The sequence below is a fragment of the Pseudomonas sp. KCJK8993 genome (assembly GCF_046230915.1).
GTDB lineage: Bacteria > Pseudomonadota > Gammaproteobacteria > Pseudomonadales > Pseudomonadaceae > Aquipseudomonas > Aquipseudomonas piscis.
Genome location: NZ_JBJJLO010000137.1, coordinates 1 through 15842, shown reverse-complemented (window position 1 = coordinate 15842; position 15842 = coordinate 1). Strand labels below are relative to the sequence as shown.

The 15842-nt window shown below is 64.9% G+C and carries 14 protein-coding genes and 1 pseudogene; 10 read left to right on the top strand and 5 right to left on the bottom strand.

Translation table 11 applies throughout. The features are described 5' to 3' along the window. The 7 genes from ppnN to ACK6AU_RS28325 form a co-directional block, all read left to right on the top strand. Positions 1-1370 (top strand): nucleotide 5'-monophosphate nucleosidase PpnN (gene ppnN / locus ACK6AU_RS28355; protein ID WP_409302840.1); only part of this gene is annotated, 1370 nt, incomplete at its 5' end. 422 nt (positions 1371-1792) lie between these two features. Next, positions 1793-3622 carry a DUF1302 domain-containing protein gene (locus tag ACK6AU_RS28350; RefSeq protein ID WP_409302838.1) on the top strand — a complete coding sequence of 610 codons (1830 nt, stop codon included), beginning with the start codon at positions 1793-1795 and terminating at the stop codon, positions 3620-3622. Positions 3623-3645: 23 nt separating this feature from the next. Further along, positions 3646-5007 (top strand): DUF1329 domain-containing protein, encoded by a 1362-nt coding sequence (locus ACK6AU_RS28345; protein WP_409302836.1) that lies wholly within the window; start codon positions 3646-3648, stop codon positions 5005-5007. 247 nt (positions 5008-5254) lie between these two features. Next, positions 5255-6181 (top strand): LysR family transcriptional regulator, encoded by a 927-nt coding sequence (locus ACK6AU_RS28340; protein WP_185700220.1) that lies wholly within the window; start codon positions 5255-5257, stop codon positions 6179-6181. Between the two features lie 118 nt (positions 6182-6299). Beyond that, positions 6300-7493 carry a M20 aminoacylase family protein gene (locus ACK6AU_RS28335; protein ID WP_409302833.1) on the top strand — a complete coding sequence of 398 codons (1194 nt, stop codon included), beginning with the start codon at positions 6300-6302 and terminating at the stop codon, positions 7491-7493. Positions 7494-7517: 24 nt separating this feature from the next. Continuing rightward, positions 7518-8816 carry an MFS transporter gene (locus tag ACK6AU_RS28330; RefSeq protein WP_185700218.1) on the top strand — a complete coding sequence of 433 codons (1299 nt, stop codon included), beginning with the start codon at positions 7518-7520 and terminating at the stop codon, positions 8814-8816. Positions 8817-8936: 120 nt separating this feature from the next. Continuing rightward, on the top strand, positions 8937-10031 hold the full coding sequence (locus ACK6AU_RS28325) for a M14 family metallopeptidase (RefSeq protein WP_409302831.1): 1095 nt from the start codon (positions 8937-8939) through the stop codon (positions 10029-10031). A gap of 11 nt (positions 10032-10042) precedes the next feature. Here ACK6AU_RS28325 and ACK6AU_RS28320 read toward each other — a convergent pair whose 3' ends face one another. Then, on the bottom strand, positions 10043-11035 hold the full coding sequence (locus ACK6AU_RS28320) for a hypothetical protein (protein ID WP_409302829.1): 993 nt from the start codon (positions 11033-11035) through the stop codon (positions 10043-10045). Between the two features lie 167 nt (positions 11036-11202). Here ACK6AU_RS28320 and ACK6AU_RS28315 point away from each other — a divergent pair, with 167 nt between their 5' ends. Further along, positions 11203-11577 (top strand): DUF2784 domain-containing protein, encoded by a 375-nt coding sequence (locus ACK6AU_RS28315; protein ID WP_185700215.1) that lies wholly within the window; start codon positions 11203-11205, stop codon positions 11575-11577. A 187-nt stretch (positions 11578-11764) separates the two neighbouring features. Here the strand turns inward: ACK6AU_RS28315 and ACK6AU_RS28310 are convergent, their stop codons facing one another. Next, on the bottom strand, positions 11765-12574 hold the full coding sequence (locus ACK6AU_RS28310) for a helix-turn-helix domain-containing protein (protein ID WP_409302827.1): 810 nt from the start codon (positions 12572-12574) through the stop codon (positions 11765-11767). Positions 12575-12603: 29 nt separating this feature from the next. Further along, complete coding sequence (locus ACK6AU_RS28305) at positions 12604-13062, bottom strand: GNAT family N-acetyltransferase (RefSeq protein ID WP_185700213.1); 459 nt, start codon at positions 13060-13062, stop codon at positions 12604-12606. A 141-nt stretch (positions 13063-13203) separates the two neighbouring features. On the opposite strand from ACK6AU_RS28305, the gene ACK6AU_RS28300 reads away from it, so the two are divergent. Next, a complete protein-coding gene (locus ACK6AU_RS28300) occupies positions 13204-13605 on the top strand; it encodes a DUF6713 family protein (RefSeq protein ID WP_185700212.1) in 402 nt (133 codons plus the stop codon). A gap of 13 nt (positions 13606-13618) precedes the next feature. Then, a complete protein-coding gene (locus tag ACK6AU_RS28295) occupies positions 13619-13942 on the top strand; it encodes a DUF2834 domain-containing protein (RefSeq protein ID WP_185700211.1) in 324 nt (107 codons plus the stop codon). Positions 13943-13951: 9 nt separating this feature from the next. Here ACK6AU_RS28295 and ACK6AU_RS28290 read toward each other — a convergent pair whose 3' ends face one another. Together ACK6AU_RS28290 and ACK6AU_RS28285 are read right to left on the bottom strand one after the other, a co-directional pair. Beyond that, positions 13952-15250 (bottom strand): MATE family efflux transporter, encoded by a 1299-nt coding sequence (locus ACK6AU_RS28290; RefSeq protein WP_409302842.1) that lies wholly within the window; start codon positions 15248-15250, stop codon positions 13952-13954. Positions 15251-15418: 168 nt separating this feature from the next. Continuing rightward, positions 15419-15842: pseudogene (locus ACK6AU_RS28285) on the bottom strand (oxidoreductase); the annotation flags it as partial.

Sequence of the window (15842 nt, the reverse complement as noted above, 5' to 3'; positions counted from 1 at the left end):
CGCAAAGACATGTGATCAATGCTTCGGTCAGCCCGAAAGGCAGCCTGGAGACCCTCTCGCAACGTGAAGTGCAACAACTGAGCGCCGCCAGTTCCGGCAGCATCTACACGCTGTTCCGCCAGTGCGCCCTGGCCATCCTCAATACCGGCGCCCACGTCGACAACGCCAAGACCATCCTCGACGCCTACCACGATTTCGAAGTACGCATTCACCAGCAGGATCGCGGCGTGCGCCTGGAGCTGCTGAACGCCCCAGCCGATGCCTTCGTCGATGGCGAGATGATCGCCAGCACCCGGGAAATGCTGTTCAGCGCCCTGCGCGACATCGTCTACACCGCCAATGAGCTGGACAGCCAGCGCATCGACCTGGACAGCTCCCAGGGCATCACCGACTACGTCTTCCACCTGCTGCGCAATGCCCGCACCCTGCGCCCCGGCGTGGAGCCGAAGATGGTGGTGTGCTGGGGCGGCCATTCGATCAACACCGACGAATACAAGTACACCAAGAAAGTCGGCCACGAGCTGGGCCTGCGCAAGCTGGACATCTGCACCGGTTGCGGCCCCGGCGTGATGAAGGGCCCCATGAAGGGCGCCACCATCGCCCACGCCAAGCAGCGCATGAGCGGCAGCCGCTACCTGGGCCTGACCGAGCCGGGCATCATCGCCGCCGAGGCGCCGAACCCCATCGTCAATGAACTGGTGATCCTGCCGGACATCGAGAAGCGCCTGGAAGCCTTCGTCCGAGTCGGCCACGGCATCATCATCTTCCCCGGTGGCGCCGGCACCGCCGAAGAGTTCCTGTACCTGCTGGGCATCCTGATGCACCCGGACAACCGCGACCTGCCGTTCCCGGTGATCCTCACCGGCCCCAAGAGCGCCGCGCCGTACCTGGAGCAACTCAATGCGTTCGTCCTGGCGACCCTGGGCGAGGCGGCCAGCCAGCACTACCAGGTCATCATCGACAACCCGGCCGAAGTGGCGCGGCAGATGACCGAGGGCCTGAAGACCGTCAAGCAGTTCCGTCGCGAGCGCAACGACGCCTTCCATTTCAACTGGCTGCTGAAGATCGACGAAGGCTTCCAGCATCCCTTCGACCCGACCCACGAGAACATGGCCAACCTGCAGCTCAGCCATGCCTTGCCTCCCCACGAACTGGCGGCCAACCTGCGCCGGGCGTTCTCCGGCATCGTCGCCGGCAACGTCAAGGACCAGGGCATCCGCCTGATCGAGCAGAAAGGCCCCTACAGCATCCATGGCGACCCGACGATCATGCAGCCGCTGGACCAACTGCTCAAAGCCTTCGTCGAGCAGCACCGCATGAAGTTGCCCGGCGGCGCCGCCTACGTGCCCTGCTATCGCGTGGTGAGCTGAACCCTCTGTGGCGAGGGAGCCTGCTCCCTCGCCACACGACCCGCCTGGCGGCTAATGCCGATCAATTAAGGAAACGGTAGGAGCGAAGCTTGCTCGCGATGGTCGTTAACGGTAGCGCGTGTTGACTGGATACACGCAGCGCTCTCAACTCCATCGCGGGCCAGCCTCGCTCCTACAGGGAGATCGCCTCGCTTAACTGACGGGTATCAAGCCTGGCGCCCCCTTGCCGCCGGCTGGTGCTTCACCTTTGGCTATAGGCATAAGAATTTCCTAGAAGGCAGGACGCCGAAAGCTCCCTACCATGCCACGGACCCCGTTCAGCGGGGCCCTCAAGGACCACGACCGGTCTCCCGCGACAATGCTCGCAGGTACCGGCCGCATAGGTGGAGAGCAGCATGGTGCAAATAAGAAAACCGGGGACCATGTATCCCCAGCCTCTGGAACCTCATCATTTAAATCCCCGTCACCTGACCGTTGCCGTTGCCCTGGCCCTGGTCCTGCCGGCCCAGGCCGAAGATTTCCGGCTGGGGGAAATCAGTGGTCGCCTCGACTCATCCCTGTCGATCGGTGCCAGCTGGGGCCTGCGCGATGCCGACAAGGCATTCATCGGCGTAGCCAACGGTGGCAGCGCGTCCACCCGTACCGGTGACGATGGGCGCCTGAACTTTCGCAAGGGCGAAACCTTCTCGAAGATCTTCAAGGGCATCCACGACCTGGAGTTGAGCTACGGCGACAGCGGAGTCTTTGTCCGAGGCAAGTACTGGTACGACTTCGAACTCAAGGACGAGCACCAGCACCTCTACGATATCGATGACCACGGTCGAGACCGTGCCGCCCGAGCCTCGGGAGCAGAGTTTCTCGATGCCTTTCTCTATCACCACTACAGCATCGCCGACCTGCCGGGCAGTATCCGGGTCGGCAAGCAGGTGGTGAGTTGGGGCGAAAGCACCTTCATCGGCAACTCAATCAACGCCATCAACCCTGCTGATGTCGCCGCCCTGCGCCGTCCTGGCTCTGAACTCAAGGAAGGCCTGATTCCGGTCAACATGCTCTACATCAACCAGGGCCTGAGCGACAACCTGGCGATGGAGGCCTTCTACCAGTTGAGCTGGCAGAAGACCGTGCTGGACAACTGTGGTACCTACTTCGGCAGCGACGTGGTGGCCAAGGGTTGCGACCTGGGCATGACCCTCAACGGCACGGACCTGGAGCGCACCGCTCCCAGCTACGGTTACGTACCGCGCCTGGGCGACCGCGATGCACGGGACGGTGGCCAGTTCGGCGTGGCCTTGCGCTGGACAGTGCCGGAGCTCAACGAGACCGAGTTCGGCGTCTATGCCCTCAACTACCACAGCCGCACCCCGGAAAGCGCCTGGCTGGTAGGCAAGGGAGCCTTTCTCGACCCGGTCGGCGGGCTCATCGGCCAAGGCGGCGCCAGCACCGCGCGCTATTACCTGGAATACCCCGAAGACATCCGCCTGTATGGCCTGAGCTTTGCCACCAACCTGGGCAGCACCGCGGTATCCGGCGAAATCAGCTACAGACCGAACATGCCCATGTCCCTCAACAGTACCGACGTGTCCACAGCGGCCACCCTCGGAGCCGCCGCGGTCCACCCGGCGATCAATGCCGGCCTGCCGGTCTTCGACAGCGGTTGGGCCAGCTCGGCCTACGGCTCGCGAATCCAAGGCTACAAGCGCCTGCCCTATACCCAGGCACAGCTCACCGCGGTCCAGACCTTCGACCAGGTATTGGGGGGTGATCGCCTGACCCTGGTGGGCGAAGCCGGCATCGCCCACATCGGCGGCTTGGACGGCAGCGATGGCTCAGGCCTGCGCTTGGGTCGCAACAGTGCCTACGGCAATGGCGAACTGGCCAACGCTGGCAATGCTGCATGGCTCGGGGTCTCTGGCAATGACATTTGTCGCGCTCTGAATTCGGCCAATCCGCGCCAGTGTACCGACAAGGGTTTTTACACGCGTAGTTCCTGGGGCTATCGCCTGCGCGCGGTACTGGAGTTCAACGACGCCATCGCCGGGGCCAACCTCAAGCCCAACCTGTCGTTCGCCCATGATGTCGAGGGCTACGGCCCGACCTTCAACGAGGGCAGCAAGGCCCTGAGCATCGGCCTGGATGCCGACTTCATGTCCAAGTACACAGCCAGCCTGAGCTACACCGATTTTTTTGGCGGCGACTACAACACCAATACCGACCGAGATTTTCTCGCCCTGAGCCTGGGTGTGAGTTTCTAGGCCCTGCCTTCAAGAGGTTAACCATGGAACATCCACGACTGTTGCAGATTGGCGGCCTGATTCTGAGCCTGTTAACGGGCTCGGTAATGGCCGCGGTACCCAACGACCAGGCCGCACGCCTGGGCCATGACCTGACGCCTGTAGGAGCCGAGCGCGCCGGCAATGCCGATGGCAGTATTCCGGCCTGGACCGGCGGACTGTCCGCCAGCACCGGCAAGATGGACGCCGACGGCTTCCTTAAAGACCCGTACGAGAAGGAAAAGCCGCTGTTCACCATCACGGCCCAGAACCTGGAGCAGTACAGAACCAAGCTCAGCCCCGGCCAACTGGCCCTGTTCAAGCGCTACCCACAGACCTACCGGATGCCGGTCTACCCCAGCCACCGCAGCGTCAGCCTGCCGCAGAAAAGCCTCGAGGCCACCCGGCTCAACGCCATGCATACCACCCTGGTCGAGGGTGGCAACGGCCTGGAGAACTACAGCCCGGGCGCGGTGCCCTTCCCGATTCCCAAGGATGGCCTGGAGGTGATCTGGAACCACATCGGCCGCTACCGCGGGGAAAGCCTCAAGCGCATCGTCATGCAGGCTTCGCCCCAGGCCAACGGCAGCTTCACCCCCAGCGTGGTCAAGCAGGAGTTGGCCTACCCCAGCGGCCTGACGGATTATCAGCCCGCCGAGATGGCCAACATACTCAACTACTACCGCGAAGAGTTCCTCTCTCCGGCACGACTGGCCGGTGGGGTGCTGCTGGTCCACGAAACCGTCAACCAGGTCAAGGAGCCACGCATGGCCTGGCAGTACAACGCCGGCCAACGCCGAGTACGCCGTGCGCCGCAGATCGCCTACGACAGCCCGGCTGCCGAGGGCATGCGCACACTCGACGATTTCGACCTGTTCAATGGTGCGCCGGACCGCTTCGACTGGAAGCTGGTAGGCAAGCAGGAGATGTACATTCCCTACAACAGCTATCGCCTGGAGTCTCCCAGGCTCAGGTACAGCGACATCATCCAGGCCGGCCACCTGAACCCCGAGCACACCCGCTATGAACTGCACCGAGTCTGGCACCTGCAGGCGACCCTCAAGCCGGGCCAGCGCCATGTCTACTCCCGGCGCGATATCTATATCGACGAAGACAGCTGGCAAGCAGCGATCACCGACGCCTACGACGGCCGAGGCGCCCTGTGGCGCGTGGCCGAAGGGCATGCCAGCTTCTTCTACGACGTCAAGGTGCCGTCCTTCGCCGCCGAAGCCCACTATGACGTGCTCTCCGGACGCTATGCCGTGAACTCCCTGCGCAACGAGGAAAAGAACAGCTACCAGTTCAACCTGCCCTTCAGTCGCAAGGAGTTCACGCCATCGGCCTTACGCGCCACGGGCATTCGTTGACACCCTGCCGCCCGGCCTTGCGGTTGCCTGGCAACCGAACGCTGCCTCGCAAGATCGCTCCGTGTAGCCGCTGCCGCAGGCTGCGCACGACCGCGCAGCGGGCGCCAGCCCCGGGTTTGCGACTGCTGCGCAACCAGGCGCAGCCTCGCAAACTCATCAGCGGCCACGGAGATTGGCTACTCTCCCATCCCCCATGACAGGGTTTATGGCTTAGATTCAAGCTCCCATCCCTCGCCGGAATCTCGCCATGAAGCTGCATCAGTTGCGCGCCCTGGTCTCTATCTGCGAAAGCGGCAGCATTCAGGAGGCCTCGCGCCTGCTGCACATCTCGCAACCCGCGCTGTCCAAAAGCATCAAGGAGCTGGAAGCGGAACTGGGCGTACCGCTGTTACTGCGCTCCAATCGTGGCATCACCGCTACCGAATACGGTGAACGCCTGGTGCGCCGGGCACGCTTGATCCTGGAGGAGGTACGCCGGGCCGCCGAGGAAATCGATACCCTCAAAGGGCGCATGGACGGCCGGCTGTCCATCGGCGTCTCGCCAGTCACTCCCAGCCCACAGTTCGTCAGCAGCCTCAATCGCTACCGCCAGCGCTACCCCAAGGTCCAGGTACAGATTCATGAACTGCGGCCCTCCAAGCTCATGGAAGGCCTGCGCGAAGGCATGCTGGACATGGTGCTCACCTCCCTGCCTGCCGCACGCAATGCCGATGGGTTCCATTGGGAAGAACTCTATGCCCAGTCGACGATGCTGGCCGTACGCAAGGGCCATCCCCTGAGTCATGCCCGGCACCTGAGCGAACTGCGAGATCAGGAATGGCTGCTACAGGACTCCCTGGAGCAATCCATGGCCGGGGTCATGTTCAAGGAGCATGGCATCCAGCCGCCGGAGAAAGTCATCGAATGTGCTTCGGTGGTCTTGCTCGCGGAACTGGCCATCACCAGCGATGCGGTCAGCTACTGGTCGCAGCGGCTGCTGGAAAGCGCCCCCATGTTGATGCAGAAGCTGGAAATCCTGCAGATTGCCGAACCTGTACCGCCCATGAACATTTCCCTGGTATGCCGCGATCCGGAGTTGATGACCCGCGAAGCCAAGGCCCTGGCCGATGAGTTGATCTATGTCTACAAGGGCCCCGTGGCCCCACCGCCGAACCGCATCCCGACATTTGCCTGAACCACTCGCCCAGCAGCCCTTGATAACCACAGCCGATAAGCATGCACAGAGGTGATTATTCAGCGCTGTGACGCTGGGCCATGCTGCCGGCCTCCACCCGTCATCCGGTATGCATTTCATGACTGCACCCTGCCCGTCCCTGATTCCGCAGATTCTCGCCTGGCAGGACGAATTCGTCCGGCTGCGCCAGGAGTTCCACCAGCACCCCGAGCTGGGATTTGCCGAGCACCGCACCAGCGAGCGGGTCGCCCAATGCCTGGAGCAATGGGGCATCGAGGTGCATCGTGGCGTCGGCGGCACCGGTGTGGTCGGTGTGCTGCGCAATGGCGGCAGTCCTCGCAGCCTGGGAATCCGTGCCGACATGGACGCACTGCCGATCAACGAAACCAGTGGCATGCCCTGGCAAAGCAGGCAGCCGGGAACCATGCATGCCTGTGGCCATGACGGCCACACGGCCATCCTGCTCTGCGCCGCCCGCTACCTGGCCCAGACCCGCCGCTTCCTGGGCACGGTCAACCTGATCTTCCAGCCCGCCGAGGAGACCCTCGACGGGGCCCGGCGCATGATCGAGGACGGATTGTTCCAACGCTTTCCCTGTGACGCGGTATACGCCCTGCACAACATGCCGGGCTTGCCGGTGGGGGCATTCCTGACCCGACCCGGAGCCATGGGTGCCTCCTCGGACAACGTGCATATTCGTCTCAAGGGCATCGGCGGCCATGGCGCCATGCCACACAAGGCCCGCGACCCGGTGGTGGCCGCGGCCGAACTGGTCCTGGCCCTGCAATCGATCGTCGCGCGCAACGTGCCGGCCGGCGCAGTGGCGGTCATCACCGTCGGCTCGCTACATGCCGGCCAGGTCGCCAACGTCATCCCCGACCATGCGACCCTGGAGCTGAGCGTGCGCACCACCGACCCCAAGGTCCGCGCCCTGCTCAAGCAACGCATAGGCGAAGTGACCCACGGCGTTACAGCCGCTCATGCCCTGGAACTGGACTACCAGTACGACGAGCGTATCGGGGTCCTGCTCAATAGCGCCCCGCAAACCGCCTTGTTGCAACAGGTAGTCCATGACCTGCTGGGCCCCGCAAGCCTGCTGACCGACATTCCCTCCGGCTTTCTGGGCAGTGAGGATTTCGCCTCGATGCTGGAACAACGCCCGGGATGCTACATCGTCATGGGCAACGGCACCGAGGGCGCCCACGGCTGCACGGTGCACAACCCAAACTACGACTTCAACGACGCGGCACTGCCCTATGGCGCCAGCCTCTGGGCACGACTGGTGGAAACCGCCTTGCAATGCCCCCGATAACAACAACCAAGGGTTATTCGCTCCATGTCGATAGCTACCGCAAGACCCCGGGCCCTGATCATGGCGCTGCTGATGGCGGTGATGGTCATCAGTGTGCTGGACAAGACCATCTTCGCCTTCGCCGGCGTACAGATCATCGAAGAGTTGCAACTGACACCAGAGCAATTCGGCTTTGTCGGCAGCGCCTTCTTTTTTCTCTACTCGATATCAGGGATCGCCGTAGGTTTTCTCGCCAACCGCTATCCGACTCGCTGGATCCTCACGTTCATGGCGCTGGTATGGACCAGTGCCCAGCTGCTGGTGACCTTCGCTGGCAGCCTCGCGGCCCTGACCGCCAGCCGTTTGCTGCTCGGCGCGGGTTGCGGCCCGGGCACCGCGGTGACCCAGCACGCGGCGTTCAAATGGTTCGGTACTCGGGAACAGGTCCTGCCGGCCTCGCTGATCCAAGTATCGATCATGCTCGGCGGGCTCTTGGGCGCACTCGCCCTGCCCTACGCCATCAGCCACTACGGTTGGCGCTCGGCGTACCTGGGCCTGGCGTTGTTGAGCCTGGGCTGGGTGTTGGCGTGGTTGTACTACGGGGCCGAAGGGCGACATGACGAACGACCGGAGCAGATGCAACCTGGCGAGCCGACAGTCTCCTACCGGCACTTGCTGCTCAATCGCACCTTTGTATGGATCTCGCTGATGTGCTTTGTGGCCTACCTGCCCAACGCTCTTTCCTTCAGTTGGTCGGCGGTGTACTTGCAAAAAGGCCTGGGACTCGACCCGATGCAAACCGGCTATGTCATGTTCGCCGCCACCTTCGGCATCATCCTGCTCAACCTGCTGGTATCCGGCCTGTCGCAGTGGCTGCTCAAGCGCGGAGTCAGCGTGCAGCACGGCTTGGTGCTGCTACCGATGCTGTGTTGCATGTTCGGCGGCCTGGCCTTGAGTACCCTGGGTTCGCTATTCAATGCCCTGGAAGCAAAGCTGCTGCTGTATGTCGCCGGCGCGGTACTGCTCAACAGCGTCTTTGCGTTCGGCATGACCATCACTTCGTATATCTCCCCAACCCGCCAGCGTGGCGCCATGCTGGCGATCCATGTGGGCTGCATGACCATGTCCGGCATGCTCGCGCCCTGGCTCGTAGGCAAGCTGGTGGTGCTGTTCGATAACGACATCGCCCAAGGCTTTGAAACCGCGCTCAACGGTATCGGCCTGACAGCCCTGGCCTGTGCCTTGCTGGGGCTCTGGGTCATCACCCCAGGCGTTACTCGCGAACGCCTCCTGGCCCGGGGCCACGACACCCTGCCAAATCCGGCACCGGTTCAAGCAGCCTGACTACGCCTGATCGACCGCCTGGCGGTCCCCCTCTTCATTCTCCCTGGGACTACCAGCACCCGTGGCACGTCGGATAACGACGTGCCTCGCGATTGGGTATCCCCATCAGGAAGCCTTTCCATGAATCTTGCGAGCTTCTCCGACAGCTACGCCGAGGCCCGGGACAAGTTTCTCCGGGCCTGCGAGCAACGTGGCTTGCCAGTGCAATCCCACATCCATCCACTCAAGGGCCGTGATCAAGAAGTCCTGGCCATCGATGTCTGTCGTGCCGGCCCCAGCGACGCGCGCAACCTGATGGTGATCAGCAGCGGCTGCCATGGAGTCGAGGGGTTTTGTGGCTCGGCGATCCAGATCGATCTGCTGGGCGACGAGCGATGGGTCCGCTGTACCGAGGCGCCAAGCCTCGCGGTGCTGTACCTGCATGGACTGAACCCCTATGGTTTTTCCTGGATACGCCGGACGACCCATGAAAACGTCGACCTGAACCGCAACTTCCTCGATTTCAGCCGTCCCCTGCCGGATAACCCCGGCTACCGTGCCATCGACCACCTGCTGCTGCCCCGAGCCTGGCCGGCTGGCATCGGTCAGAGTGCCCGGCTGATGCTGTTCGCCGCACGCCATGGCCGCCAGGCCCTGCAGCAAGCCATCACCCGTGGCCAGCATAGCCATCCCGATGGCCTGTTCTTCAGCGGCCTGGAACCCACCTGGAGCAACCTGAAAATCCGCCAGATCCTGCGCCAGCACGCCCAACGGTGTCGACGCATCGGCTGGATCGACATCCATACCGGCCTTGGCCCCAATGGTGTAGGCGAACGCATCTACAAGGGCCGTGCCAGCGCCGCCGACCTGCAACGGGCACAAGACTGGTGGGGCCCGCAGGTGACCAACAGCTTCGATGGCAGCTCCACGTCCGCCCAGCTCGACGGCACCCTGGACCTGGCCGTGATGCAAGAATGCCCCCAGGCGCAATACAACGGCTTGACCCTGGAATATGGCACCCTGCCCGGCCCTCAGGTGCTCAACGCCTTGCGCGCCGAGCAATGGCTGGAATGCAACCCCCAGGCCTCGCGCACGCGCCACGAACAGATCAAGCGCCAGATGCGCGACGCGTTCTATGACAACCGTACGCAGTGGAAACAGCAGGTCCTGCAGCAGGCTCGTGAGGTTTGCGACCTGACCCTCGCCGCCCTGATGGAGGCATTCGATCCGCGCTGACGAACGCCCTGTCACGGCTGGGCAGCACTGCCATTGGGCTCCAGCGGCGGCAACTGGCCTTCGATTTGCCGCCCCAGGTAATACACCCCCGCCATGACCCCGTGCTCAGGATCGTGCAGGTGCTTGAGCCAGGCCTGGTCGAACGCGGTTCCCAAATCACGACGGGTCTCGGCCTGCAGGTCCGGGCGCGCATTGTCCTGCACCAGCGCCCGAACTCCGGCTACCCCCACCGAAATCAGCGCTCCCGCCACCCGCCCCACGGCCGCTGCCACGGCTCCGGCCACGCCTCGCCCGGCAAACTGGGCCTGGAGTTTTTCGCTGGTCTGCACGGCCACCCGGGGCACGCCCGATGCCGTGCTGGCCGGCTCGGCCTGCGCCGGCGGCTGGAGCTTGTGCAACAGCGCGCCATAGACCGGCAAGCGGGCGATGGGCTCCACTTGCAGCAACTGCCGAAGGGTGGCTCGCTGGCCAGGCTCGGGGCCCAGGTCGATGGCCGTGACCCGCTCCAGATGCTGGTCCAGCTGCGGTGCGGGCAACTGGTGGCGGCGGCTGGTCACCGCCACCTGCTGGCGCAGCAACTGCACGTAGAATTCCATGGCTTGGGCGGTGATCTGGCCGGCATCGATCTCCAGCGCCACCGGTTCCAGGACTCGCTCCTGGTATTGCTGCTGCAAGTAACCGGCCAGGCGCCTGGAAGCCTGCTCGCTGTCGCCCCGGCTGTTGAGCGAATACCAGCCAACCTTCAGCGACAGCCATTCCTGGGTCCAGTAGCCGCTGAACCAGGGCAGGAAGTTTTCGTCGGTCTGCTGGTAGACCCGGGTCCGCCAATGCTCCATGGAACCCCGGGCGTAGACTTCGGCCTGTTCGGTGGCGGAACGCGAAGCCGCCAGCAGCTCACTGTCGACCTGGAGCCAGACGGCCGGGGCCACCGCGGGTTGCACCGTCGGCTCGGGCACGCGGCTGGCGCAACCGGCCAGGATCAGCAGCGCGAGGCCGATGCCCACTGATCTTGCGTACGCACAGAGTCCTGTCGGAGAGCACAAGATGGGTACCTCCTGGCAACGCAGCGTCGGGCCCGGTCTCCCGACCTTTTTGCAGTATAGGTAGCGCAACACCGGTATATTGCCCGCCGGCGCCCCCGCCACGGACGCTCTCCCCACAAGGACTCTTCATGCTCTACCGCATCGCCGCCGACAGCCTGGTGCTGTTCCACCTGTCCTTCATCCTCTTCGTACTGCTGGGCGGCCTGCTGGTGCTCCGTCACCCTCGGCTGATGCTGCTGCACCTGCCGGCGGCGGCCTGGGGCGTGGCCGTGGAAGTGGGGCACCTGGAATGCCCGCTGACCCGCTGGGAGAACCTGCTGCGCCATGCTGCCGGCCAGCAAGGTTATGAGGCCGGGTTCATCGAGCACTACCTGATCCCGCTGATCTACCCCGCGGGGTTGACCCCGGGTATCCAGGTGGGACTCGGCGGCGTGGTGCTGCTGATCAACCTGTCGGTGTACGCCTGGCTGCTCCGACGCTGGCTGCGCCGGCGCCACGGCTGAAGCCCATGGGGCTGGCCACTGGCCCCGATTTGGCGCGCAACGGACAAGCAGGCCATCCAGGCCGTCGCTACGCGGCATCTGCTGCTGTTCATCGCGGCAACGACCCCGTCCCACCCTGGCCTTGGCTGGCAGAACGCCCTGGTCCTGGGCCGTGGGCACTTCGGGCCTGGGCCAGAACACTGGCGCTCTAAGGTTCCGCCAGCTGCGCGCAAGCCTCGCCCAGGGCCTGCCAGGTGGCTTCGTCGGCCGGGATCAGGTGTTCGATGCGCAGCGAGGCGACCGTGATGTCCTGGGGCATGCCGAAGGTGGTGAAGGTGGACAGGAACCGCAGTTCGCCCTGGGGCCCACGGACCCGAGTCAGCAGCAGCGGCGCCGACACTTCGGCCGCATCCACCGCCAAAGGCACCGGCAGGGTCGCCAGTAGCGCCGCCAAGCCGGGAGCCTCGCCGGCCTCCCGGGATGCCCGCTGCCAGGCCACCTGGCGGATCTGCTCGGCATTGATCAGGCAATCCCCCAAGCCTGCGGGCGCCAACAGCGTCACCAGCAGGTTGAAGCCTTCGCCCAGCGCTTGCCGGGGCAGGCCCAGCAACTGGAACAACGCCTGGGTCGCCCGATTGGCCACCAGCACTTGCCAGCCGCTGTCGATGACGATCGCCGGCGCCGGGTTGTTGGCTTCCAGCAAATGCAGCAACGCCGTGCGCACCGGGGCCAACCCCGGATCGCTCAGTGGCAGCGCGGCGTAACGCGGCGCGTACCCGGCGGCGAGAAAAACCCGGTTGCGCACTTCCAGGGGCGTTTCCAGGGTATCCAGAAGGCGCTGCAACAAGGCCGGGCTGGGTTGTGCCCGACCGGTCTCGACGCAGCTCAGGTGCCGTTGCGACAAGCCGGCCTGCAAGGCCAGGTCCAGCTGGCTCAGGCGCGCCTGATGGCGCAGCCGGCGCAACTGCATGCCTACGGCCTGCCGGTCGACGCGGGAATGCTCGAGGGTATCGGTCATGGAGACGGCCATCCTTTACGTCTGCGCGCTCAACGCAGGGTCTTGCAGAAGATCAGTTCCGGATCCTGCTCGTCGAGGTTTTCGATCACCCCGCTGGGGAGGAACCCGGCCTTGGCGATCATGGCCTGGGAGGCCTGGTTCGACTGGTTGCAAGAGATGAACAGCCGTGGGGTACGACACGCCTGCTCGGCGGCCATGAGCAAGCGCAGCGCCACCCCCTGGCGTTGCTGCCAGGGGGCCACCACCACCAGCGCGACGAAGCCGTATTCGAAGAACTCATGGTTGAGCAGCAGATAGCCGACGACTTGCCCGTGCGCCACCTCGACCCAGCCCTCGCCCCGGGCGACGGCCTCGTCGACCTGCCGCCCCCGGGCCGGATGCTGGCGGGCGTAGGGATCGCACGCGAGCATGGCCGGCACATCCGCGGGGTCGGCCAGGCGAATCGATCGGCCAGCGCCGGCTGCTGGGTTCGGCTGGTGGGTGCTCATGGTGGTTCGGTCCTTGAAGAGAGGGGCATGGGCTCTAGCACAACGCATCGCTGCGCGGCTGTCTATGACCTGCGGGGTCATTGAGTGGCGCAGCGCTCGCCACTTAGCCTGTTGGCCTGACATTGTTCAAGGAGTTTTACCGTGCAAACCACCTTCTGGATGCTCTGTGTCGCGCTGTTCGCCGGCCATGAACTGGACGCCGTGGCCCGGGCCGAATGGCGCCTGCTCTATGGCCTGCGCGACCTCGAACCGGCGCTGGCCCAGCAGTTGTTCATCGCCTTGCACGTGCCCCTGGGCGTCGCCTTGATGGCCCTGGCCGGACACCCCCGGGATAGCCTGCGGCACAGTACCCGGCGGGCCCTGGCCGGGTTCGCGGTGATCCATGCCGGGCTGCATTACCGCCTGCAAGAGCACCCGCTGTACCTGTTCGATTCGCTGCTGTCCCAGGGACTGATCCATGCCTGCGCGGGTGCCGGCCTGGGCTACCTGCTGCTGGACTGGCGAACCCGGCATCCGCGATTCGCCAATGCCCACCGCCCCTGATCGAGGAACACCCATGCCCCGCCCCTACCCCGCGCTCCTGGCCTTGCTGGCTTTCAGCGGCTACACCCTGTTCACCCTGCTGCAGGCCGAGCAATCGCTGCTGCAGTTCGGCCTGCAGCTGATGTCGCGCCCGGACACCGCGCAAGTGGTGATCGACCTGTACCTGATGGCCATCCTGGCCGGACTGTGGATGCTGCGCGATGCCCGCGCCCGTGGACGATCGGCGAGTTCGGTATGGCCCTACCTGCTGCTCACCGCCGTGTTCGTCTCCATCGGCCCGCTGCTGTACCTGGTGGTCTGTGGCTGGCGGGACCGACGCCAGCCCGGGAACGGCTGAAGCCGGGGCTCAGATCAGGCGCTGGATCTGCTTGTGGCGCCAAACCAGCTTGAAGTAGCTGACCTGCAGTACCAGCATCGCCAGGTAGGCCACCGGGAACGCCATCCACACCCCTTGCAGGCCGAACTGCGCATCCAGCAGGTAGGCCGCCGGCAACTGCACGCCGAGGATGCAGAAGATCGAGATCGCCACCGGCATCAGCACCGTGCCGCTGGCGCGCATGATGCCGCCGACCACCGCCTGGAAGCCGAACACCAGCAGGCTCCAGAGCATGATGTGCAACAGGTGCCCGGCCTGGGCCAGGGCCGTCGGGTCGATGATGAACACCCCCAGTAGCCAGTGGGAAACCAGGTAGCCCAGCAGCACCAGGGCGCCGGTCAGGCACAGGTTGATCAGCAGCCCGGTGCGCAGGATCGGGGCGATGCGCTCCAGGCGCCCGGCGCCGATGGCCTGGGCCCCGAGGATCGAGGCGGTGATGGCGATCGACAGCGCCGGGAACTGCACATAATTGACGATCTGGGTCACCGCGCCATAGGCCGCGGTGGCCTGGGAACCGTGGTGGTTGACCAGCGCCAGGATCACCAGCTCCGACAACGAGATCACCACCATCTGCACCCCGGTGGGCAGGCCGATGCGCAGCACCTTGGCCAGGATCGCCCGGTCCAGCCGCAACGCCGCGAACAGTGCCCGGTCGAAAGCCAGCGGATGAGGCTGGCCCCGCAAGCGCCAGACCAGAAAGCCCATGGCGCTGAGGTTACTGGCCAGCCCGGCGAAGGCCGCACTCTGGATCCCCAGGGGCGGCAAGCCCAGCCAGCCTTGGATCAGCGCCGGGGTCAGGAGCAGGCCCACCAGGGTCGAGACGATCAGCGCCAGCAACGGCGACAGGGTATCGCTGACGCCCCGCAGCAACTGGGTGAAGAGCACGAAGACCAGCAGCAACGGCAAGATCAGCATCATCACCCGGGCATAACCCACCGCGTCATCCAGCACGTCCGCCGGGGTGCCCAGGCCCTGCAGCGCCGGCCGGGCGAAGAGCATGCCCGGCAGCGCCCCCACCAGGCCGATCATGGCCCCGAGCAACAGGGTGCTGCCGGCCACCGACTTGACCGCATCCAGCTCCCGGGCGCCCCAGGCCTGGCCGATCAGCACCGAGGCCCCGGCCCCCAGGCCGATCACCAGGGCGATGAAGAAAAACAGGATGGGGAACATGCCCGACACCGCCGCCAGGGCCTGGGTCCCCAGCAACTGACCGATGTAGATCCCGTTGAGGGTGCCGGAGAAAGACTGCAAAAAATTCGACAGCACCATGGGCAGCAGGAAGATCAGGTACACCTGCCAGAGCGGTCGCTGGGGGTAATGGACATGGAGCGGGCAACCTCGAATCAGGAATGCGAAAGAGCCGCGAAAGGACCCGGGGAATTTGCCGGCCGGGTGTTCCACTCGGATCTACCGTGGGCACACGCGGCCAGCGAGGGATCAGCGGTTCACATCGACCACGACCCGTCCACGGATCGTGCCAGCGAGCAGCTCATGGGCAACCTCGATGGCCTCGCCCAGCGCCACTTCGCGGGTGATCAGTTCCAGGTGCTCAAGGTCGACCTCGGTGGCCAACCGCTGCCAGGCATGGACCCGTTCCTGGTAGGGCCGGGTCACGCTGTTGATGCCCAGCAGGCTGACCCCACGCAGGATGAAAGGTGCCACCGAGGCCGGAAAGTCCATGCCCTGGGCCAACCCGCAGGCGGCCACCAGGCCATCGGCGGCGGTACCGGCGCAGACGTTGGCCAGGGTATGGCTGCCCACCGAATCGATGGCCGCCACCCAGCGCTCCTTGGCCAGTGGTCGTCCCGGCTGCGACAGCTCGGCACGCTCGATCACCTGGCTGGCGCCCAGTTGCCGCAGG